We start from the raw sequence: 19945 nt of genomic DNA, 5'->3' as shown, positions 1-19945 counted from the left end.
GCCGGGGGAGCTGGTTACTTTCGATCTTTAACGTCGTAGATGAAGCGGGAAGACGCCGCTGAAGGTTTTACATCGATCTACCAACATGGGGAGTAAATCTCGTGAAGCTCAATCGCTTTGGCAGCGCAGCTGCTGTTCTTTCCGTAGCGGCACTCGCGCTGACCGCTTGCGGCTCGGATAACCCAACCGCCGCAGCAGGTTCTGAAGGTGCCGAGGCGTCGGCAGCATCCGGTGTCACCGGAACCCTGACCGGCATCGGCGCATCCAGCCAGAACTCGGCCATGGAAGCATGGACCACCGGCTTCAAGACCGCTAACCCGGAAGCCAACGTGCAGTACTCGCCAGATGGCTCCGGCGCAGGCCGCGAAGCATTCCTGGCCGGTGGCGCGCAGTTCGCCGGCTCGGATGCATACCTGAAGGAAGACGAAGCCGAAAAGGCCAAGGAAGTTTGCGGCCCAGAAGGCGCATTCAACATCCCGGCCTACGTTTCGCCGATCGCGATCGCTTTCAACCTCGAAGGCGTTGAAGAGATCAACATGGACGCAGCCACCATCGCCAAGGTGTTCAAGAAGGAAATCACCAAGTGGAACGATGAGGCTATCGCCAAGCAGAACGAAGGCGTTGAACTCCCGGACACCGCAATCACCGTGGTGCACCGCAATGATGAGTCCGGTACCACCGAGAACTTCGTCGAGTACCTGAAGGCCGCAGCGGCTGACGTTTGGAGCTACGATGTTTCCGGCGACTGGCCAAGCGACATCCAGTCGGAGAATGCCAAGGGCACCTCTGGCGTGGTTTCGACCACCACCTCCACCAACGGCGCAATCACCTACGCCGACTTCTCCGCAGTGGGCGGCCTGTCCACCGTGAACGTGAAGGTCGGCGAGGAATACACCAAGATTTCTGCTGAAGCAGCTGCCAAGGCACTGGAGACCGCAACCCCAGTTGAAGGCGCAGCCGAGAACGACCTGGCTCTGGACCTGGAGCGCGACACCACCGAAGCGGGCACCTACCCAATCGTCCTGGTTTCGTACCACATCTTCTGCAGCAGCTACAAGGACCAGGCAACAGCCGATCTGGTCAAGGCCTTCGGCAACTACGTCATCTCCGAAGACGGCCAGAAGACCGCGCAGGCTTCGGCAGGCAACGCCCCGATCTCGGCAGCCATTGCCGAGAAGGCAAAGAAGTCGATCGACGGCATCACCGTCGCCGAGTAGTACCCCGCCGGGCAACCGGCACTAGGTGCGGGTGGACGAACTCACCCACCCGCACCAGCAGTACCCCTCCACCCCCGCAGTGAAAACTGCACCACCCCCGTTTCGTAAAGGCTCTAGCCATGACTACCAATGCTTTGACAAGCAAGTCATCGACTTCCGGCCGCGCTGGTGACAAGATCTTCTCCGGTGCCGCCCTGGGCGCCGGTGTCCTGATCCTGATCACGCTCTTCGCGGTCGCGGTCTTCTTGCTGATTCAAGCCCTGCCGACGTTCTTCGCCGATCCGGCGGAGATTTCCGGCGGCGCAGGATTCTTCGCTTACATCTGGCCGATTGTTATCGGCACCGTGATCGCAGCGGCTATCGCGCTGCTGATCGCCACCCCGATCGGCATCGGCGTGGCGCTGTTCATCTCGCACTTCGCTCCACGCAAGGTCGCAGGCCCGCTGGGCTACCTGATCGACCTGCTCGCCGCGATCCCTTCGGTGATCTACGGGGCCTGGGGCTACATGGTGCTCGCTCCGGCTCTAGTGCCCGGCTACGAATGGCTGGCCAAGAACCTGGGCTTCATCCCGATTTTCGAGGGCCCGGCCAGCCAGACCGGCAAGACCATGCTCACCGCCGGCATCGTACTGGCCGTGATGGTATTGCCGATCATCACCTCGCTGAGCCGCGAAATCTTCTTGCAGACTCCGAAGCTGCATGAGGAAGCCGCTCTGGCGCTGGGCGCCACCCGCTGGGAAATGATCACCACCGCGGTGATCCCATTCGCCCGTCCGGGCATCATCTCAGCTGTCATGCTGGGTCTGGGCCGCGCCTTGGGCGAGACCATGGCAGTTGCCCTGGTGCTCTCCACCGGAAACTTGATCCCATCGTTGATCAAGACCGGCAACCAGACGATCGCCGCGGAAATCGCGTTGAACTTCCCAGAGGCCTTCGGTCTGCGCCTGGCAGAGCTGATCGCCGCCGGCCTGGTCCTGTTCCTGATCACTTTGGTCGTGAACATGATCGCCCGCGGAATCATCGCCCGCCACAAGGAATTCTCGGGAGCTAACTGATGAGCACCATGACGACTAACCAGAGCAACAGGCCCGGGGCCCCGACTCCACCGGTGCGCAAGCGCAACTCGCTGGCCAAGGGCAAGCTGCCGAAGTGGGCCATCTGGGCGATCGCCGCAGGCGCCATCATTGTCGGCGCGGCAGCGTCCACGCTGACCGGCTTCAACGTTGCCTCCTTCGCCATCTACTCGGCGCTCATCTTCCTGGTGGCCGCTTCCGTGATCACCACCGCAGCTGAAGGCAAGCGCCGCGGCAAGAACGCGATGTGGACCTACCTGATCTACGCGGCGTTCATCGTCGCCGTAATCCCGCTGGTATCCGTGCTCTATACGGTGCTGGAAAAGGGCATGCCGGGCCTGAACAGCCACTTCCTGTTCAGCTCCATGAACGGCGTGACCGGCGCGGTGGACAATGAATCCGTCGCCAATGGCACCCCGGTAGTCGGCGGCGCGTACCACGCGGTGATGGGCACCTTGCTGATCACCCTGTGGGCCACCTTGATCTCCGTTCCAGTGGGCATGCTGACCGCTGTCTACCTGGTGGAATACGGGCAGGGCAAGGCGCTGTCCAAGGCGATCACCTTCTTCGTCGACGTGATGACCGGCATTCCTTCGATCGTTGCCGGCCTGTTCGCAGCGGCCTTCTTCGGCATGATCCTGGGTCCGAACGCCCGCATGGGCATCGTCGCGGCGGTCGCGTTGAGCGTGCTGATGATCCCAACGGTGGTCCGCTCCACCGAGGAAATGCTCAAGATCGTTCCCAACGAACTGCGTGAAGCTTCCTTCGCGCTGGGCGTGCGCCGCTGGCGCACCATCTTGAAGGTCGTCATCCCGACCGCGATCTCCGGCATCGCGTCGGGTGTCACCTTGGCCATCGCCCGCGTGATCGGCGAGACCGCGCCAATCCTGGTCACCGCAGGCATCGCAAGCCAGATCAACATGAACGTCTTCGCAAACTGGATGTCCACGCTGCCAACCTTCATCTACTACCAGATCCTGACTCCGACCAGCCCGACGAACATCGACCCGTCGGTGCAGCGCGCCTGGGCTGCTGCCCTGCTGCTGATCTTCATGGTGATGGCGTTGAACCTCCTCGCCCGCCTGGTCGCTTCGATCTTCGCCCCAAAGAAGGGCCGTTGAGCTAAGGCTCCGGTCCGGACAAACCCGAACTTTCCAAGGATTACATCATGGCAAAACGCATTGACGTCAACGACCTGAACGTCTACTACTCCAAGTTCCTCGCCGTTGAAGGCGTCTCGATCAACATCGAGCCGAAGTCCGTCACCGCTTTCATCGGCCCCTCGGGCTGCGGCAAGTCCACCTTCCTGCGCACCCTGAACCGCATGCACGAAGTCATCCCCGGCGGCCGCGTCGAGGGCCAGGTCCTGCTGGACGGCGATGACCTGTACGGCGCCGGCGTCGACCCGGTCACCGTGCGCAGCCAGATCGGCATGGTCTTCCAGCGTCCGAATCCGTTCCCGACCATGTCCATCAAGGACAACGTGCTCGCCGGAGTGAAGCTGAACGGCCAGCGGATTTCCAAGTCCGATGCCGATGCCCTGGTTGAGAAGTCGCTACGCGGCGCCAACTTGTGGAACGAAGTCAAGGATCGCCTGGACAAGCCGGGCTCGGGACTCTCCGGCGGCCAGCAGCAGCGCCTGTGCATCGCCCGCACCATTGCGGTCAAGCCGGACGTGATCCTGATGGATGAGCCTTGCTCGGCATTGGACCCGATCTCCACTCTGGCTATCGAGGATCTGATCAACGAGCTGAAGAACGACTACACCGTAGTGATCGTGACCCACAATATGCAGCAGGCTGCACGCGTGAGCGACAAGACCGCGTTCTTCAACATTGCGGGCACCGGCAAGCCGGGCAAGCTCATCGAGTACAACGACACTGCAGCCATCTTCTCCAACCCGGAGCAGAAGGCCACCGAGGATTACGTCTCCGGACGCTTCGGATAAAGATTTCGGATACCGCCGCTCCTTGAGCCGGCGGTAGACGGACCGGAAGGGGGGTCTTCCGGGGATCCTGGAGGGGATCACCGCCAGCGGCGCACCGATTACGGTGCGCCGTTGCACTTTAACTATCCATGTAAAGCACCCTTGACTGTAAAGCACGCTTGGCAGTAAAGTGAGGTTTACATCAATAGGGATAGGGGACAACGATGGATTCAAAAGCAGTTGGCCAGAGCAAATGGGGCCGCTCGCGCTTCGGTGGCGGGTCGGCCGCCCTGATTGCCGTCAGCCTCAGCGCAGGGGCCGTGCTTTCAGCCGGTGCAGGTGTGCTCTTCGCCCGGCTGAACGCCCCGGAGCATTTCGTCTTGGCAGCGTTGCTGATGGCCGCTGGCTTGCTGCCGGTGCTTTCAACAGCTTGCTGGGCGTTGCTGCTGGATCGCGACACCCTGCGCGGTGCCACAAGGAACCCCGAGATATCGGTGGAGAGCCAGTGGTATGACCGAGCTGCCATCGGAGTGTTCCAGGATTTGCTGTTAGTTTGCGGCCTCGGTGGCGCAGTGTTTTCCTTCATTCAGATCCAAGCATCACTTGGACTCGTTCTGGCTGGTGTCGTGCTGCTGGCGTTGCTTGACTTCGGAATCCGCTATTTCATCATTAAGCGGGCAGAAAGCTAGTGGAGAACAATCTCAGTGCATACCGCAGGGAACGCGGGTTCTCCCAGCAAGCATTGGCCGACCTGCTGGGCGTCTCGCGGCAGACCGTCATCTCGCTTGAAAAAGGCCGCTACGACCCGTCCCTGCCGCTGGCATTCAAGCTCTCAGCGGTCTTCGGCTGCAAAATCGAAGACCTCTTCATTCCGGGCGAAGACTAGGCGTTGCCCAGCAGCGGGTGCACCGCCAGCGTGAGAATCGCGCCGCAGGCAACGCAGGCAATCGGGGTCAGCACCCAGTGCAGCAGCACCTTGGTGACATTGCGCCACACCACCGATTCGAAAGACTGGTTATTGCCGGCACCGACGATGCCGCTGGTTACCGCCTGCGTGGTGGACAGCGGCAGGTGCAAGACAAGCGAGCCGAGGAACAGCATTGCCGCGGCTACGCCCTGGGCGATCATGCCGCGCAGCGGATCGAAGTTCACCAGCCGGCGGCCGAGCGTATAGGTGATGCGCCATCCGCCCAGGAGCACGCCAAGCCCCAGTGCCGAGGCCGCGGCCAGCTGGATAGCCCATGTCACGGGCCCCGGGTCCATTGCATGACCGGTGATCAGCACCAGTGCGATCATCGCGCCGGTGCGCTGGCCATCTTGCAGCCCCAGTCCCAGGGCCACGGCGCAGGCGGTGATGGCCTGGCCTGCGCGCGAGCCGTTGTTGACCGAACGCGAGGAGTTGTGGCGCATCAGCCAGGTCGCCGGAATCACCAGCGCATAGGACAACAGGTAGGCGATGACCGGGGTGATCAGCATGGGCAGCAGCACCGAGCCGAGCAGCAGACCCCAGGCCCCGGACATCGACAGGTCGCCCATGAAAGCCGAGGCGCCGCTGGCGCCCACCAAGCCGGAGAACAGCGCATGGGTGGAACTGACCGGCAGGCCGCGCCACCAGCAATACAGGCCCCACGCGCCGGCGGTCAGCAAGCCGCAGATCAGCAGCTTCAATCCGACGACGCCATCGGGGAGGTTGAAGTTCAGCTTGTCCACCAGCGCCACACTCAGCCCCGAGGTCGCCAAGGTGCCGAGGAAGGCGAATACCGCCGCCACAGAGACCGCAATGGCCGGGCGCAGCGCCCTGGTGCGGACGGAGGCCGCAACGGCCGTAGAGGCATCCCTGAAGCCGTTGAGCACGCCATAGCCCAGGGTCAGGACGATCGCGAATCCGGTGAGGACCGAAAGGATGGTCATTTCCCCTAGGACTCCTTCACCAGCACGCGACCCAGGTGGTCGGCGAACTGGCGCAGGGTGTTGGCGGTAAGCATCAGGTGGTCGGCCACGCGCTGGTGGCGGTGGATGGTCCCTGGCTTGGCGAACTTCGCGATCTCATTGACCCACACCAGGTGGGTTCGGGCCGCGCGCTTGGAGAACTGCAGCATCTGCAGCCAGTTGTCTTCCAGGTCATCGAGGTTATGCAGGCGCTGGACCGAATCGGAGGCCAGCTCGGCCAGCTGCGAAATGAGTTCAAGCTGCTCCGAGGAACGCTCGGAAAGCGGGGTGGAGCCAACGGTCATGATCAGTTCGCCGGTGCCGCGCAGCTGTTCCATGGTTTCGTGCAGCAAGCGCGAAAGCGTGTACATGTCTTCGCGGGGAAGCGGGCTGATATAGCTGGTTCGCAGGTGGGTGAGCACCGCGTGCACCAGATCGGAGGCCTCGGCTTCCGCGGAGGCCAGATCCCGCAGCTGGTCCGCACGGGTATCGGGTGAGCCGATCATCTCGGCGACATTGGCAACGGAGGTGCGAATGGTCGTCGTCAACCCGCACAGCAACTCGATGCCGCGCGAGGCGGAGGGAAAGATCTGGAACTTCACTTTACGGCGCACCATTCGATTCGACGGCTTTTGGTACCAACGCAGAACAGTTTACGACGTGGAAGTTAACACCGGGTATTTGAAGGTGCCGGACCGGGAACGCCTCTCGGCGGAAGGCCGCTCGAAGCGGCAGAATTTTGGAGCCCGGGGTTACCAGCGGCCCGGCACCGTTACCTAGTGTTCTCGCCCTACCGGTGTGCTGTCAACCGCAGGGCGGCGCTCGTGCGTTTTCTCACGCTAGCGGCGCACGCTCTTCTCCGCTCCGCTCAGGCAGAGCAGCGCGCAGCAGAACCAGATCGCTCCCGCCGGCCCCAAACCCGCGGCGACCGTACTCGAGATGATCGGCAAAGCTACTTGTCCGACCCGGTTTCCCATGAGCCGCACGGCCAATGCGGCACCGCGGTCCACCGCCGGCACCGAGGTGGAAATCATGGTCATGGTCATCGGCTGGCCCAGGCCCAGGAAGAAGCCGCCGACCAGCAACGCGGCCCCGGAGGCCCACAGCGAATCGATGAAGATCGGGGCCAGCGCGATGGTTATGCCCGAAATGTACAAACTGGTGACCAGCAGGTGGTTGCGTTCGAAGTGGGCCGAGAGCTTGGGGATGAACAGCCGGGAAACTACCGAAGCGAAACCTCGAATGGCCAAAAGCACACCAACATCTTCGGGTGTGACGCCATGTTTCTCCGCCACCAGCGGCAAGAAGGCCGTGAGGATGTCCAGCATGGCCAGCAAGGTCATCGAGGCGAACATGTGCGAAGCCATGCCCTTGATGCGCAAGACCGAGGGAATGGAGGCTTCGGACTTCGCCGGGCGGGTTTGCGGCGCCGTCTTGGAAATCCTCGGCTGCCAGCTCGGAAGCAAGAAGGGGACAGCTAGCAGTGAGCACCCGGCCGCAATCCACAGCGACAGGCTGATGCCGGCGATGCGCTCAGGGGAGACGGCATCGGTACCGGAGCCGAGCACCAATCCGCCAATCAGCGGCCCGATGAATTGCCCAGCCGCGTAGGCGGCCGTGAACCAGCCAAAGCCCTTGTCCAGATCGCTGTCGGGGAAGAACCGGGCGATGGAAGATTGCCCGCCAATGGTGAACATCAGATGCCCGAGCCCGAGCACGGCACTGGCCAGCGCCACGGTCAAGGCATTCGGGGAGAAATTGATGCCGATGCCGCCCGCGGCCAGCAAGGCCACGCCGGCAACCATCAGGAACCGGATCCTGCGGATCCGCGAACTGGCCCGGCCCAGCATCATTGCGGTGAATAGCGGGAGGATGGCATAGGCCGCGGTCACCACGCCGACGGTGAACTCGCCGGAACCAAAAGAGATGAGCTTATAGGTGGTCACCGGACGAATGAGGTTCAGCGCCGTTTGGGAAAGCAGCGCCGTTGCGATCAGGATCAGCAACCAGCGTACGAGCCCTGAAGAGTTGGTCCTCGATGCGGCGCCCACACCCACCTGCCTAAAATTGAGGGGCAACTTCCTCAACCCATCCTAAGGGCGCGGGATCATGTTTCAGTCCAATGCGTCCTGGCGCCAAAGCCGGGCGCAGGCTTCCAGATCCACGGCGGTGCCCATCAGGGCCTTGGCCTGCTGGGTCAGCTTGGTTCCCCGATCACTGCTGGAAAAATCCGCGGCATCGGCATGCTCGGTCATGCCCAACGCCAGTACCCGGCAATAGGCGGCGGTGCGTTCCAAGGCGTGGGCGAAGTCGCCGTCGAAGGCGCCGGAGAGAATCGACCCGGTCATCTTCTTCATCTCCTCGGCGGTCGGCGGCTCGGCCACTCCGGCGACGATGCGTTCGACCTGGGCGCGATGGGCTCCAGCCTGGAAGCGTGCAGAATGCACCTCGGGCTTGCTCATCGTTGCCGCGCGAACCGCATACAGGCGCCACAGGGCACCTGGCAGGGAGCGGGCCGGAGCCTCGCTCCACAGCTGCGCGAGCACCTCCAGCCCTTCTTCTTCGGCCACCGCAATCAGCCGGCGTGAAACTTCGGGGTCGTTGTTGGCAATGCCGCGCTGAACGAAAGCCTGGGCGGACAGATGGGCTGCCTCGGATACGCGCGCCGGATCAGCGCCTCCCTCGTAGGGCTCGAAATCTGCCGGGGCGAAGGGGCGTGGTTTGTGATGGCGGAATCCCGCATCCTGGGCAACTTTTGATCCTGCACGTGCACCTCTCATGCGCTCCAGAATACTCGCTGATCCTGAGTTCTGCGCCAACAAGTGATTTAGCTTGCAAACCCCAAGATCCAGCGGAAATTACGGGTTGCCGAATTGCGGAATACGCCGATTAATACTCATGCCGGTCCATCAGGTAGTATGGATTTTGGCCTTGTGCCGTGCGCCTTTAGCTCAGCTGGTAGAGCACTGGACTTTTAATCCATTGGTCGCGGGTTCGATCCCCGCAGGGCGCACAAAATGAAACCGGACCCGGCTTGCTAACGCAAGCCGGGTCCGGTTTTTCGATTTATTGTCCGGCATGGAACCAGCGGACTGCCCTCGTGCTAGACGTAGGGCTGAAGGAACTTGACCATGCGTTCCATCACCAACGCGCGAGCTTCTGGATCATGCGAGCGAAGCGAGCTGTCGGTGAACAGGTGCTGCTTGCCCGGGTAGGTGAAGAGCTGGGCGATATCGCCGCCCTCTGCTTCAACGAAGCGCTGGGCTGCCTCCAGGTCGCCTTCCTTCGCGAAGAACGGGTCCTGGTCCATGCCATGGATCTGCACCGGGACATTTTCCGGCCACGGCCCGAAGCTCCAGTCGGCGTTCAGATCCACGAAGGATTCCAGTAGAACCGCGGCTATCGCGCCGGGACGCTGCTGCGCGCACTGCTGGGCCAGGGCCGCGCCCCACGAGGTGCCGATGTAGACCAGCTCTTCTGGCAGCTTGCCAAATAGCTTGTCCACGCGGTCCTGGATCTTGTCCGCGGTCAGCTTGCCTGCCATGCGCATCCCGGCATCGAAATCCTTGGGCAGCTTGCCGGCGTACAGATCCAGTGCGTGCACGGTGTGGCCAGCGGCGCGCAATTCTGCGGCCATCTCCTGCACCCCGGGGGTCAGGCCCTGGACGTGATGGAAAAGAACAATCGTAGCCATGGGTGCTCCTAGCGGTTTCTAGCGTTCGTCGACCAGGTTCTCGATGCGCTGCGGCAAGTGCTCAATGGCCATGTCCCAGCCGGGCATCTGGCTATTGATCTCCACGCTGTACCCTTCGACCAGCATGAATTCTGCGCAGGTAAGGATTTCCTGGCCGGAACCCGTTTCATAGATGAAGGCACGTTTGATGTCCTGCCAGAGCAGGGTTGCGGACTGGTCGATCACGAGGCCGCTTTTGACGACTTCGACGGTGCGCTGGGGGTAGGACATACTCAACTTGCTTTCGGGGTCCTTGGCGGTGTGCTTTGAACAAGTCTAAACCGGCAGCGCACCGCCATGGGGTTAGCAAACTGGATTCGGGTAGGACTTCGTTAAGGTTCCCTGAGGGCCGACTTCCAGCAAATAGTCCAGATCCAGCTGCGACAGGAAATGCTGATCGTGGCTGACTACCAGCAACGCGCCCTTATAGGCGCCCAGTGCTTCGCTGAGCTGGCGCACGCTGTCCATATCCAGATTATTGGTGGGCTCATCGAGGATGAGCAACTGCGCGGCTGGTTCTGCCAGCAGCAACGTCGCCAGATGGACCCTGAAACGCTCGCCGCCGGAAAGCGCCGCCACTGGCCGGTCGGCGCTGGCCCCGCGCAGCAGCAACCGGGCAAGCATATTGCGCACGTCGTTCGCGGTTGCTGCTGGCGCCACCAGCGCCACGTTCTGGATCGCGCTTAGTTGGCCATCCAGGCCGTCCAGGCGCTGGGGCAGGTACCCGACCCGGTCCACGAAGAGCGTTCCGCCCGGTCCGGGGCCGGGATCTTCGCCGGCGAGCATCTGCTGGAGCAGCCGGGTCTTCCCGGAACCATTGGGGCCGACAAGGCCCACGCGTTCGGCTCCCTGGATGATGAACTGGTGATCTTCTGCACCTAGCGCCGCGACCTGCTTGCCCGAGGGCAACCGGGGATCGGGCAGCTCGATGCTGATGTGCTCGGCCTGCCGAACCCGCCGATCGGCATCGTCGAGCCTGGCCTGGGCCGAATCGACCTTGCCATCCAGGTTTGAACGCATCTTCCCGGCGTTCGCCTCGGATTTCTGGCGAAGGTGGTTGGCCAGGATCTTCGGCATGCCTCCGGAAAGCTGGGTGGCCCGACCCTTGCGCTTGGCCCGCGCCAACTTCGTTTCGGCCTCTGCCCGTTGGCGCTTTTCCACTTTCAGGGAGGCCTGGGCAGTTCTGGCTGCCTGCTCGGCCGCCTGCTGCTCGGTTTCAAGCTGCTCGCGGTATGAGCTGTAGGGCCCTCCGAAAACGCTGAGCTTCCCGTCGTAGAGCTCCACCGTATGCTCCATGAGCTCGAGCAGCTCGATATCGTGGCTCACCACAACCAGCGTGCCCTTCCAGGCACGTACAAGGTCGTAGAGCAATTCACGGGCAGGGCGATCGAGGTTATTCGTCGGCTCGTCGAGCAGGGTGATGGGCGAATCGGCGATGCGCAAGCCGAGCACTGCCAGCAGCATTGCTTCCCCGCCCGAGAGCGTGGCTGCCTTGCGGCCCAGATCCAGCCCGTCTAAGCCCAGCGGCGCCAGTTCAGCTCGAACCCGGGCTTCGGCATCCCAGTTCGCGCCCACCGCATCGAAATCCGCTGGGTCGACACTGCCGGACTCGATAGCTTCCAAAGCCGCCAGGACCTGATGCACCCCCAGCAGCTGGGCGACGGTCGTGTCCTGTTCCAGAGCCAGCGTTTGCGGCAGGTAGCTCAGCGGTGCGTTCGTTTCTGCCGTTCCGCTCGTTGGGCGCAGCTGCCCGGCGATCAGCTTCAGCAACGTCGATTTGCCGCTGCCGTTGGCGCCGATCAAGCCGGTGAGCCCGGAGGGGAACGTGCCGTCCAGATTGGCCAGGGCGCTTTCTCCCGTGGGCCAGGAAAAGCTGAGGTTGTTCAGGGTAATTGGTGGTGTCAAAGACATGCAGGTCCTCCCGCGAATGCGAAGGGGCTGCCGGCTTGGGGGATCGCAGAATTGGCTCAACCCCGCAGGGGAGCCGGAAAGGAAAAGGATACCGAAGCCGGTAGCCGAAATGAACAAGATGCACCGTTGGGAATCGATGCGGGGTCATCGGCTTGCTCAGTAGGTATCCATGCCAACGAGTGTAGCAGGGGGGGGAATTGGGGTGTTAGCCCCTCAGTACAAGAAGATCGGGAGCCATTCCCGGTTGTGCGCGTGGACCAGCGCGAGGAACAGGACGAAGTCGAAGATTAGGTGCACGCTAACTACATAGGACAAGGACTTGGTCAGCTTGAAGGTATACCCCTGCAGCAGGGCGAAGGGAAAGGTCAGCAACGGCCCCCAGGATTGGTAGCCGATCTCCCACAGGAAGGAGGAGAAGATCACCGCTTGCAGGAGGTTGGCCTGCCAGTCCGGGAAATGCTGGCGCAGCAATGCGAATGCCGTGCAGATGAAGAACAGCTCGTCCCAGATGCCCACCGAATTAACTCCGAGGAAGAGCCGCCAGAAGATGGCTGGGTCCGAGGCATCCGGCCAGTTCTGGTAGGCGCCGGTGCTGATCAGGTACACCGGGAGGATGAAGAAGCCCAGCGCCACCACCCCCAGCAAGTACAGCTTCGCTGCCAGCGGCCACTTGCGGCCGGTGTTCACCGGGAACTTGATGATCTGCTCGCGCAAGGCGAAGCGCGAAATCAGCCAGGGCAGCAGGACTGCCGCGGCCAGCGCGCCACCCATTAATGCCATATGCCCCAGGCTCAGGTCGGCATTCAATGGAACCAGGCTGATGACCACCAAACCGGTTGCGATGAGTCCCAGATGCCGTGCAAGCCTGCGGTCGATGAACCCCGCGCACAGCAGGCTCAGCGCCAGCAGGCCGTAGCCCAACAGGTCGTTTTCGGCGCCGAAGAGGAACACTGCGGAACCCGAGAGCAGGGAGGCTGGCAGCAGCTTCCAGCTCATCGCGGGGCGGTGCGATTCGGTTGGTATCTGGCTCACGGACACAAGCATGCCAGCTGGGCCGGCAGAAAGACACAGCCCGCCGCCGCGGAACCAGTGCTTTAAAGCTTCTGGCCCGCATCCGTCATTTCGGCTGCGGGCCAGAAGGAAAATTCTGGAGAAGTGCTACTTCCAGGCGCGGTGCACCGCGACGATGCCACCGGTCAGGTTGCGGTACTCCACGTTCTTCCAGCCAACGTTGACGAACTTGGCACCCAGCTCGTCCTGGTCTGGCCAAGCTGCAATGGATTCAGCCAAGTAGGCGTAAGCGGTCGGGTTAGGGGAAACCAGATAGCCCAGCGCAGGAATGGCGCGCGGCAGGAACTGCTTGTAGGCCGTCTTGATCGGGGCGACGGTCGGAGTGGAGAACTCGGCGACGACGATCCGTCCGCCGGGCTTGGCCACGCGGCGCATTTCGGACAGGGCCTTCTCGGTATCCGCGATATTGCGCAGACCGTAGGAGATGGTCACTGCATCGAAGGTGTTGTCTTCGAACGGCAGGTCGGTTCCGTCTCCGTAGACGAAGTTCAGCTGCGGGTAGCGCTTGCGGCCCTCATCGAGCATGCCGTGGGACATGTCGCAAGCGGTGACGTCAGCGCCGGCTTCCGCGAGCGGGACCGAGGAGGTGCCGGTGCCTGCGGCGAGGTCGAGAATGCGCTCGCCGGGCTTTGGCGCGATCGCTTCGGTGGTGATCTTGCGCCAGTAGTTCACGATGCCGCCGGTCATCAAGGTATTGAGCAAGTCGTAGCGAGGAGCCAGCTTGTCAAACATTTCCTGAACCTGTTCGGCCTTCTTGTCCAGGCCTGCGCGCGCATTCTGAGAACTCATGGGTCTAAGTCTTCCATATTTGCGCGCGCCAAGGCGCCGGATGTGGGGCGAATCGCCCTTTAGAGAATCGATTCGAGCCGGGCGTAGCTGGCCTCCATCCCGTCGGTCATTCCGGTGGCGAGCACCATGTCGCGGGTTTGCGCATCTGGGTAGGTGATCAGGATCGTCAGCAGGGTACCGCCCTGGTTGGGTGTCAGCGTTAATTCATTCACCGTGGCCGGGTAATCGGTGCCGATCATTTGCTCCGTGGTCCGCTCGTAGGACTGGGGCAGCGTTTCAAGTACGGTTCCAGTGAAACCGAAACCGGAGCCGTCATCGGCAGATAGCGGTTCCCACCAGTACCGGTAGGTCTCGCCGGCCTCTTGCGCCGTCACGCATTCAGCCAACTGCCATCCGTCGGGGCCGAGCATCCAACGCTTCATGAGCCGCTGGTCATGGTGGGCCTGCCAGACTTGCTCCACTGACCCGCGAACCAAGCGGGTAATGCGCACCTGGGTGTCCGACAGGATCTGTGCGTCGGTGATGAAATTTTCGGCATAATTGCGCAGGTCGATGAGGACTTGCTCGATCTGGCTCATGGCCGAACGGGTGCCGTCGATCATGCCCATTGCTACGACCTGCTCCAGGTCCTCGGCGGAGTCGAAGGTGGAGGTGATGGTCAATTTCGTTCCCTCGGATGTCGGATCGAAGGTGAAGACTATGCGATTGGCCGGCAAGTCGGTATTGGGCGTGCCATCGGCGTGCGCAAAGCCGTCACTGACCTCGAAGAATTTGTGCTCGACGACTTCGTTCCAGATCCAGTATCCGTGGAATTCTTCGCCTTCGGGAGAAGTCATGTGATAATTCGAACGGCCACCAGGGGCGGCATCGTGCCGGGTGAAAGTTGCCGGGTATTCCACCGGCCCCCAGAACTTTTCAAGTTGCCGGGCGTCCAGGTAGGCATCCCACAGGCGGGAAACTTTGACCGGGAATTCTGCATGGACAGTCAGTGAGAGGGCTTCGGAATCTTTGACAACGGATGTGACAGGCATGGGAATGCTCCTTAGGTAGCCTCGTCGGCGAGGAAATCATCGAGCCGGCTGATGCGTTGGCGCCAGATATCCTCGAGGGAAGTAAGTAGTTCTTGCGCATGCCGGATGGTATCCGGCTGCCCGCGAACGATGCGTTCGCGGCCACGTGCGATTTTCCTGACCAGGCCTGCGGCTTCCAGCGCGGCAACGTGCTTCTGCACTGCGGCAAAAGACATGTCGTAGCTTGACGCCAGATCCGTGATGCTGACCTCGGCGTGAAGCGTCCGCCGCACGATGTCCCTTCGTGTGGCATCTGCCAAGGCGCGGAAGACCTTGTTCACCTGTTCTTCGCTCAACTCATATACAACCATTTGGTTGTATGTTACTCCCTTCGTTGCGGCTGGTAAAGGGGAATCCCGGAAATTGCCGAAGATAAATTTCTAGTCAACTTATCGCCTTATTTTTGACGTAATTCCGGACGATTTATCACCTAATCGGATTTGCGGGGCAAGGCGGGCTCTTCTCAAGGCCCGGCCCTTCGCCTAGGCTTGTGGGAACTGCGGAGAATAAGCCTTGCTAGCGAGGGGATTGCATGAGTGGGTTCGCCATTGATTGGCCTGGCGCATCGCGTCGCGCTCAGCATGCCCATGAGCTTTTGGGGTCCAGTGGCGCCGGTGTTACCGACCTCCCCTTGCGCAATGACGTGCGTGAATCCTGGAAGCGGTCACTGGAGAATTCTGCTGATCTCCGCGTTCCGTCGGTACTGAGCGATGACCACCTGCGTCTCGCCCGCGAGCGCAGCGAGCTCCAGCGAATCTGGCCCGTTTTCGAAAAGCTCCTGGTCCCCGCTGCCGCGGATGCCAATCTCTTGGTGGCTCTTGCGGATGCTGGCGGCACCTTGCTGTGGGTGGCGGGTGGAAATGGCGCAATGAGCCAAGCCGAGCACGTGGGCTTCATGGCAGGTGCCGACTGGGCGGAAAAGAGTGTTGGCACATCCGCGCCGGGCATGGCGCTGGCAACCGGGACCGGCTCGCAAGTGTCGGGGGCTGAGCACCTCTACGAGCAAGCCCACCGCTACAGCTGCTCGGCGGTACCGATTCGCGATCCGCGCACGGGGCAGGTGATTGGCGCAATAGACCTGACCGGTGGACCGGAAGCCATAGCCACGCACTCCCTGCCGCTGCTGCAGGCGGCGGTCATGGCTGCGGAAACGCAGCTGCTTTTGCCAGGTGCCGGAGTCGTCGCCGACCCCGACTACCTGGACTTGGGGCGCTCTGACGGGGCACATCTGGGATCCGCGCCGATTTCCCTCCGCCATGCAGAGATCCTGACCCTCCTGGCGCATTACCGGGAGGGCTTGAGCACTGCCCAGCTGGTGGAAGAGCTGTTCGAACGTCCTGATGCTGCGGCCGAAGGCACGGTCCGCGCCGAAATTGTCAGGCTGCGCAAGGTGCTCGCAGGCCCAGGCGGGCGTGCCTTGACTTCACGCCCATACCGCCTTCAGTGGGACCTGCATACGACCCTTGGCCGCCTATGGCATGCCCTGGAGCAGGGTGATCTCGATACGGCCCTGCCGCTGTACTCGCCGGGCCTGCTGGCCCGCTCCCAGGCGCCAGGGATCGTTGCGCTGCTGTACCGGACCGAAGCTGCGCTGCGTGAAATGGTGCTGGATCGAGGAACTGCGCATCAGCTGCTGAACCTGGGCCGCCAGCTTGCCGACCCGGGCCTGTTGCGTGCGGCCTTGCGGGAATTGCCCGCGCAATCCCCAGCGCGCTCACTTGTCGTCGCCGAAGTCCAGGCCATCGAGAACTAGGTTCCCGGGCATTGCCGATCCACCCGCTAGGCCCGGAGTTGCCGCTACGGGCATCATGCACGTCCGTTGCAACCTACCTGCAACCTTTATGTGACTAGAGTCACAAGCATGGTTCCGCGATGATGCCGTCGCGGCCAGGACATCCGATTAAGGAGACGTGGAGCAATGGCGGTTTACGCAAACCCGAATACCGATGGAGCACTGGTCAATTTCAAGCCGCGCTACGAGAACTACATCGGCGGTGAATGGGTAGCCCCGGTCAAGGGCATGTACTTCGAGAACATCACCCCGGTCACCGGCAAGGTCTTCTGCGAGGTGGCCCGTTCCACCGCAGAGGACGTCGAAGTAGCACTGGACGCGGCGCATGCGGCGGCTGGCGCCTGGGGCAAGACCAGCCCGGCCGAACGCGCCGTCATTCTGAACAAGATCGCGGACCGCATCGAGGAAAACCTTGAAATGCTCTCCGTGGCCGAGACCTGGGATAACGGCAAGGCGATCCGCGAGTGCCTGAATGCCGACCTGCCGCTGGCAGTGGACCACTTCCGCTACTTCGCCGGCGCCATCCGCGCCCAGGAAGGCAGCCTCTCCCAGCTCGATGAGGACACCACCGCGTACCACTACCACGAGCCGCTGGGCGTGGTCGGGCAGATCATCCCGTGGAACTTCCCGCTGCTCATGGCCGTTTGGAAGCTCGCCCCCGCTCTGGCTGCCGGCAACGCGATCGTGCTCAAGCCCGCCGAGCAGACCCCTGCCAGCATCCTGGTGCTCATGGAGCTGATCGGCGATCTGCTTCCAGCCGGCGTGCTGAACGTGGTCAACGGCTTCGGCGTGGAATGCGGCAAGCCGCTGGCCTCCAACAAGCGCATCCGCAAGATCGCCTTCACCGGCGAAACCACTACCGGCCGGCTGATCATGCAGTACGCGTCGGAAAACCTGATCCCGGTCACCCTGGAACTGGGCGGCAAGTCCCCGAACATCTTCTTCGAGGACATCGCTGCCAAGGATGACGCCTTCTACGACAAGGCGCAGGAAGGATTCACGCTGTTCGCGCTGAACCAGGGCGAAGTCTGCACCTGCCCATCGCGTGCGCTGATCCAGGAAAGCATCTATGACCGCTTCATGGGCGATGTGGTGGCCCGCACCAAGGCCATCAAGCAGGGACACCCGCTGGATACCGACACCATGATGGGTGCCCAGGCATCCAACGACCAGCTGGAGAAGATCCTCTCCTACATGGACATCGGCAAGTCCGAGGGCGCCAAGGTGCTGCTCGGCGGGGGACGGGCGGATCTGGGCGGAGAGCTCTCCGGCGGCTACTACGTGCAGCCGACCATCTTCGAGGGCACCAACGACATGCGCATTTTCCAGGAGGAGATCTTCGGGCCGGTGGTAGCGGTGACCAAGTTCAAGGACTACGACGACGCGATCTCCATCGCCAACGACACCCTGTACGGGTTGGGTTCGGGGGTGTGGAGCCGCAATGGCAACGTGGCCTACCGTGCCGGCCGCGCCATCCAGGCCGGACGCGTGTGGGTCAACCAGTACCACGCCTACCCGGCGCACTCGGCCTTCGGCGGATACAAGTCCTCGGGTATCGGCCGCGAGAACCACCTGATGATGCTGGACCACTACCAGCAGACCAAGAACCTGCTGGTTTCCTACTCGGAAGACAAGCTGGGCTTCTTCTAGGAGCAGTAGCTGCCACGAGCAGCACGAGATGACAACAGACCTCGAAGGTGCGGGGCCAGCCGGGACAGCGTCCGGGGATCGATTGGCCTCATCCCCCGCACGCCAGCCGGCACCCCGCACCTTCGAATGCCATGCAAAGGACAAAGTACATGAGCAAGATGAAAGCTGCAATAGTCGAAGGCTTCGGCGAAGAGTTCCAGGTGAAGGACGCCGAGATCCCCGAGCCGGGCCCCGGCCAGGTGCTGGTGAAGCTGATCGCCTCGGGCGTCTGCCACACCGACCTGCACGCCGCCGAGGGCGATTGGCCGGTCAAGCCGAAGCTTCCGCTGATTCCCGGGCATGAAGGCGTGGGCATCGTGGAAAAGCTCGGCGAAGGAGTCACCGAGGTCGCGCTCGGGGACATGATCGGCAACGCGTGGCTGGCCAGCGCCTGCGGGCACTGCCAGTACTGCCGCACCGGCTGGGAGACGCTGTGCGAAGCCCAGTCCAATGGCGGATACTCCGTGGACGGTTCCTTCGGCCAGTACATGCTGGTGGATTCCCGCTATGCCGCGCACATCCCGGAGGGCTCGGATCCCCATGAAATCGCGCCGGTGCTGTGCGCGGGAGTGACTGTCTACAAGGGCCTGAAGATGACTGAGGTCAAGCCCGGCCAGTGGGTGGCTATTTCGGGTATCGGCGGACTGGGCCATATCGCGGTGCAGTACGCGGTGGCCATGGGCATGCGGGTGATCGCCATTGACGTGGCCGATGACAAGCTGGCGCTGGCCTCGAAGCATGGAGCGGAAATCACCGTCAATGCCTTCGCCCAGGACCCGGCCGAGATCATCCAGCAGAAGGTTGGCGGAACGCACGGCGTGCTGGTTACGGCGGTGCATCCAAAGGCGTTCGGGCAAGCGATCGGCATGACCCGGCGCGGCGGAACGATCGTGTTCAACGGGCTGCCCGCCGGTGATTTCCCCGCACCCATTTTCGACATCGTGCTCAAGGGCCTGACCATCCGCGGATCGATCGTGGGAACACGGCAGGACATGATCGAGGCGCTGGAATTCTATGCGGCAGGGAAGATCAAGCCGACCTTCCATACCCGCCCGCTGGAAGACATCAACGCCGTATTCGACGAAATGCGCCATGGCAAGATCGATGGGCGCGTTGTCATCGACTACGCCGGCAGGGCGTAGCCGGATCCGCAACGGTTGATGGCACGGTACCGGATGCGGCTTTTCGAAGCGGCATCCGGTACCGGTGTCCTGGCCGCCCTGGCCGAGCGATGGACGGTGCGGCCCAAAAAGAGGACACTGGCCACAACGAGATAAATCCGGACGTGGACAACGAGGCAGGAGCAGGACATGAGCACCGTAACCGAAACGCGCGCCGCAATCGAGGGCGAAGAGTTCTCGCGGGTGGCCTTCACCTCCGAAGCCCTGGACCTGCTGCGCAAGCTGTGGGGGATCCATGGCCCGCTGATGTTCCACCAGTCCGGAGGATGCTGCGACGGGTCCTCGCCGATGTGCTATCCGGCCGGCGAGTTCCGCACCGGGGGATCGGACATCCGGCTCGGCGTGCTTTCCCTGGACGGCGCTGATGGCACCGCCCTGGGCGACATTGATTTCTGGATGTCCAAGGAGCAATTCGAATACTGGAAGCACACCAAGCTCACCGTGGACGTGGTCAACGGGCGGGGATCCGGTTTCTCCGTCGAAGCCCCGGAGGGCAAGCGCTTCTTGATCCGCAGCGAGATCATCGAGTTCCCGGCTGGCCCGAACCCCGACTAGGCTTGGCC

21 protein-coding genes and 1 tRNA gene are annotated in these 19945 nt (G+C 62.4%); 11 read left to right on the top strand and 11 right to left on the bottom strand.

What is annotated here, in order from left to right; all coding sequences use genetic code 11:
- Nucleotides 1–101: 101 nt before the first annotated feature.
- The 6 genes from pstS (at nucleotide 102) to ACWICV_RS16865 (ending at nucleotide 5103) form a co-directional block, all read left to right on the top strand.
- Complete coding sequence (pstS, locus tag ACWICV_RS16890; RefSeq protein WP_105659003.1) at nucleotides 102–1217, top strand: phosphate ABC transporter substrate-binding protein PstS; 1116 nt, start codon at nucleotides 102–104, stop codon at nucleotides 1215–1217.
- A gap of 119 nt (nucleotides 1218–1336) precedes the next feature.
- On the top strand, nucleotides 1337–2272 hold the full coding sequence (pstC, locus tag ACWICV_RS16885) for a phosphate ABC transporter permease subunit PstC (RefSeq protein WP_105659002.1): 936 nt from the start codon (nucleotides 1337–1339) through the stop codon (nucleotides 2270–2272).
- Nucleotides 2272–3411 (top strand): phosphate ABC transporter permease PstA, encoded by a 1140-nt coding sequence (pstA, locus tag ACWICV_RS16880; protein ID WP_133835039.1) that lies wholly within the window; start codon nucleotides 2272–2274, stop codon nucleotides 3409–3411. The genes pstC and pstA overlap by 1 nt, the downstream gene beginning before the upstream one ends.
- 47 nt (nucleotides 3412–3458) lie before the next feature.
- A complete protein-coding gene (pstB, locus tag ACWICV_RS16875) occupies nucleotides 3459–4238 on the top strand; it encodes a phosphate ABC transporter ATP-binding protein PstB (RefSeq protein WP_105659000.1) in 780 nt (259 codons plus the stop codon).
- 203 nt (nucleotides 4239–4441) lie between these two features.
- Nucleotides 4442–4906 (top strand): hypothetical protein, encoded by a 465-nt coding sequence (locus tag ACWICV_RS16870; protein ID WP_134778933.1) that lies wholly within the window; start codon nucleotides 4442–4444, stop codon nucleotides 4904–4906.
- Nucleotides 4906–5103, top strand: a complete 198-nt coding sequence (locus tag ACWICV_RS16865) for a helix-turn-helix transcriptional regulator (protein ID WP_105658998.1) — start codon at nucleotides 4906–4908, stop codon at nucleotides 5101–5103. Before ACWICV_RS16870 ends, ACWICV_RS16865 begins: the two co-directional genes overlap by 1 nt.
- Here ACWICV_RS16865 and ACWICV_RS16860 read toward each other — a convergent pair.
- From ACWICV_RS16860 to ACWICV_RS16845, 4 genes are all read right to left on the bottom strand, one after another.
- Nucleotides 5100–6128 (bottom strand): inorganic phosphate transporter, encoded by a 1029-nt coding sequence (locus tag ACWICV_RS16860; protein WP_388025993.1) that lies wholly within the window; start codon nucleotides 6126–6128, stop codon nucleotides 5100–5102. The two genes, ACWICV_RS16865 and ACWICV_RS16860, sit on opposite strands and share 4 nt — an antisense overlap.
- Nucleotides 6129–6133: 5 nt before the next feature.
- A complete protein-coding gene (locus tag ACWICV_RS16855) occupies nucleotides 6134–6748 on the bottom strand; it encodes a hypothetical protein (RefSeq protein WP_286134404.1) in 615 nt (204 codons plus the stop codon).
- 237 nt (nucleotides 6749–6985) lie between these two features.
- The gene (locus ACWICV_RS16850; protein ID WP_402474081.1) at nucleotides 6986–8197 is read right to left on the bottom strand and encodes an MFS transporter; all 1212 of its coding nucleotides are present in this window, start codon (nucleotides 8195–8197) and stop codon (nucleotides 6986–6988) included.
- A gap of 63 nt (nucleotides 8198–8260) precedes the next feature.
- Nucleotides 8261–8926, bottom strand: a complete 666-nt coding sequence (locus ACWICV_RS16845; RefSeq protein WP_105658994.1) for a hypothetical protein — start codon at nucleotides 8924–8926, stop codon at nucleotides 8261–8263.
- 160 nt (nucleotides 8927–9086) lie between these two features.
- On the opposite strand from ACWICV_RS16845, the gene ACWICV_RS16840 reads away from it, so the two are divergent.
- Nucleotides 9087–9159: transfer RNA gene (locus tag ACWICV_RS16840), tRNA-Lys, on the top strand.
- Nucleotides 9160–9249: 90 nt separating this feature from the next.
- On the opposite strand, the gene ACWICV_RS16835 is transcribed toward ACWICV_RS16840, so the two are convergent.
- From ACWICV_RS16835 to ACWICV_RS16805, 7 genes are all read right to left on the bottom strand, one after another.
- Complete coding sequence (locus ACWICV_RS16835) at nucleotides 9250–9840, bottom strand: dienelactone hydrolase family protein (protein WP_454091373.1); 591 nt, start codon at nucleotides 9838–9840, stop codon at nucleotides 9250–9252.
- A gap of 18 nt (nucleotides 9841–9858) precedes the next feature.
- Entirely contained in the window at nucleotides 9859–10110 is a 252-nt protein-coding gene (locus ACWICV_RS16830; RefSeq protein ID WP_105658992.1) for a hypothetical protein, read from the bottom strand.
- Between the two features lie 72 nt (nucleotides 10111–10182).
- On the bottom strand, nucleotides 10183–11790 hold the full coding sequence (locus ACWICV_RS16825) for an ABC-F family ATP-binding cassette domain-containing protein (protein WP_454091374.1): 1608 nt from the start codon (nucleotides 11788–11790) through the stop codon (nucleotides 10183–10185).
- Between the two features lie 213 nt (nucleotides 11791–12003).
- Nucleotides 12004–12786: a CPBP family intramembrane glutamic endopeptidase gene (locus tag ACWICV_RS16820; protein ID WP_388026039.1), complete on the bottom strand. Its 783-nt coding sequence runs from the start codon at nucleotides 12784–12786 to the stop codon at nucleotides 12004–12006.
- A 162-nt stretch (nucleotides 12787–12948) separates the two neighbouring features.
- A complete protein-coding gene (locus ACWICV_RS16815; protein WP_105658990.1) occupies nucleotides 12949–13650 on the bottom strand; it encodes a demethylmenaquinone methyltransferase in 702 nt (233 codons plus the stop codon).
- Nucleotides 13651–13709: 59 nt separating this feature from the next.
- A complete protein-coding gene (locus tag ACWICV_RS16810) occupies nucleotides 13710–14681 on the bottom strand; it encodes an SRPBCC family protein (protein WP_454091375.1) in 972 nt (323 codons plus the stop codon).
- A gap of 11 nt (nucleotides 14682–14692) precedes the next feature.
- On the bottom strand, nucleotides 14693–15031 hold the full coding sequence (locus ACWICV_RS16805; protein ID WP_332731787.1) for an ArsR/SmtB family transcription factor: 339 nt from the start codon (nucleotides 15029–15031) through the stop codon (nucleotides 14693–14695).
- A 221-nt stretch (nucleotides 15032–15252) separates the two neighbouring features.
- On the opposite strand from ACWICV_RS16805, the gene ACWICV_RS16800 reads away from it, so the two are divergent.
- The 4 genes from ACWICV_RS16800 to ACWICV_RS16785 all read left to right on the top strand — a co-directional run bounded on the left by ACWICV_RS16800 (nucleotide 15253) and on the right by ACWICV_RS16785 (nucleotide 19937).
- On the top strand, nucleotides 15253–16473 hold the full coding sequence (locus tag ACWICV_RS16800) for a GAF domain-containing protein (RefSeq protein ID WP_400291555.1): 1221 nt from the start codon (nucleotides 15253–15255) through the stop codon (nucleotides 16471–16473).
- Nucleotides 16474–16638: 165 nt separating this feature from the next.
- The gene (adh, locus tag ACWICV_RS16795) at nucleotides 16639–18162 is read left to right on the top strand and encodes an aldehyde dehydrogenase (RefSeq protein ID WP_332727351.1); all 1524 of its coding nucleotides are present in this window, start codon (nucleotides 16639–16641) and stop codon (nucleotides 18160–18162) included.
- Nucleotides 18163–18311: 149 nt separating this feature from the next.
- Nucleotides 18312–19343 carry an alcohol dehydrogenase AdhP gene (adhP, locus tag ACWICV_RS16790; RefSeq protein WP_013347531.1) on the top strand — a complete coding sequence of 344 codons (1032 nt, stop codon included), beginning with the start codon at nucleotides 18312–18314 and terminating at the stop codon, nucleotides 19341–19343.
- Between the two features lie 168 nt (nucleotides 19344–19511).
- Nucleotides 19512–19937 carry a DUF779 domain-containing protein gene (locus ACWICV_RS16785; protein WP_013347532.1) on the top strand — a complete coding sequence of 142 codons (426 nt, stop codon included), beginning with the start codon at nucleotides 19512–19514 and terminating at the stop codon, nucleotides 19935–19937.
- Nucleotides 19938–19945 lie beyond the last annotated feature (8 nt).

The organism is Glutamicibacter sp. NPDC055354 (assembly GCF_053644955.1).
Note: the sequence above shows the minus strand (reverse complement) of the source record. Positions and strands in the feature narration are given on the sequence as shown.

Excerpts from the sequence above, each read along its gene's own strand:
- pstC (WP_105659002.1), top strand. The coding sequence starts at position 1,337 with ATGACTACCAATGCTTTGACAAGCAAGTCATCGACTTCCGGCCGCGCT.
- pstA (WP_133835039.1), top strand. The coding sequence starts at position 2,272 with ATGAGCACCATGACGACTAACCAGAGCAACAGGCCCGGGGCCCCGACT.
- pstB (WP_105659000.1), top strand. The coding sequence starts at position 3,459 with ATGGCAAAACGCATTGACGTCAACGACCTGAACGTCTACTACTCCAAG.
- ACWICV_RS16870 (WP_134778933.1), top strand. The coding sequence starts at position 4,442 with ATGGATTCAAAAGCAGTTGGCCAGAGCAAATGGGGCCGCTCGCGCTTC.
- ACWICV_RS16860 (WP_388025993.1), bottom strand. The coding sequence starts at position 6,128 with ATGACCATCCTTTCGGTCCTCACCGGATTCGCGATCGTCCTGACCCTG.
- ACWICV_RS16845 (WP_105658994.1), bottom strand. The coding sequence starts at position 8,926 with ATGAGAGGTGCACGTGCAGGATCAAAAGTTGCCCAGGATGCGGGATTC.
- ACWICV_RS16835 (WP_454091373.1), bottom strand. The coding sequence starts at position 9,840 with ATGGCTACGATTGTTCTTTTCCATCACGTCCAGGGCCTGACCCCCGGG.
- ACWICV_RS16830 (WP_105658992.1), bottom strand. The coding sequence starts at position 10,110 with ATGTCCTACCCCCAGCGCACCGTCGAAGTCGTCAAAAGCGGCCTCGTG.
- ACWICV_RS16825 (WP_454091374.1), bottom strand. The coding sequence starts at position 11,790 with ATGTCTTTGACACCACCAATTACCCTGAACAACCTCAGCTTTTCCTGG.
- ACWICV_RS16820 (WP_388026039.1), bottom strand. The coding sequence starts at position 12,786 with ATGAGCTGGAAGCTGCTGCCAGCCTCCCTGCTCTCGGGTTCCGCAGTG.
- ACWICV_RS16815 (WP_105658990.1), bottom strand. The coding sequence starts at position 13,650 with ATGAGTTCTCAGAATGCGCGCGCAGGCCTGGACAAGAAGGCCGAACAG.
- ACWICV_RS16810 (WP_454091375.1), bottom strand. The coding sequence starts at position 14,681 with ATGCCTGTCACATCCGTTGTCAAAGATTCCGAAGCCCTCTCACTGACT.
- ACWICV_RS16805 (WP_332731787.1), bottom strand. The coding sequence starts at position 15,031 with ATGGTTGTATATGAGTTGAGCGAAGAACAGGTGAACAAGGTCTTCCGC.
- ACWICV_RS16800 (WP_400291555.1), top strand. The coding sequence starts at position 15,253 with ATGAGTGGGTTCGCCATTGATTGGCCTGGCGCATCGCGTCGCGCTCAG.
- adh (WP_332727351.1), top strand. The coding sequence starts at position 16,639 with ATGGCGGTTTACGCAAACCCGAATACCGATGGAGCACTGGTCAATTTC.
- adhP (WP_013347531.1), top strand. The coding sequence starts at position 18,312 with ATGAGCAAGATGAAAGCTGCAATAGTCGAAGGCTTCGGCGAAGAGTTC.
- ACWICV_RS16785 (WP_013347532.1), top strand. The coding sequence starts at position 19,512 with ATGAGCACCGTAACCGAAACGCGCGCCGCAATCGAGGGCGAAGAGTTC.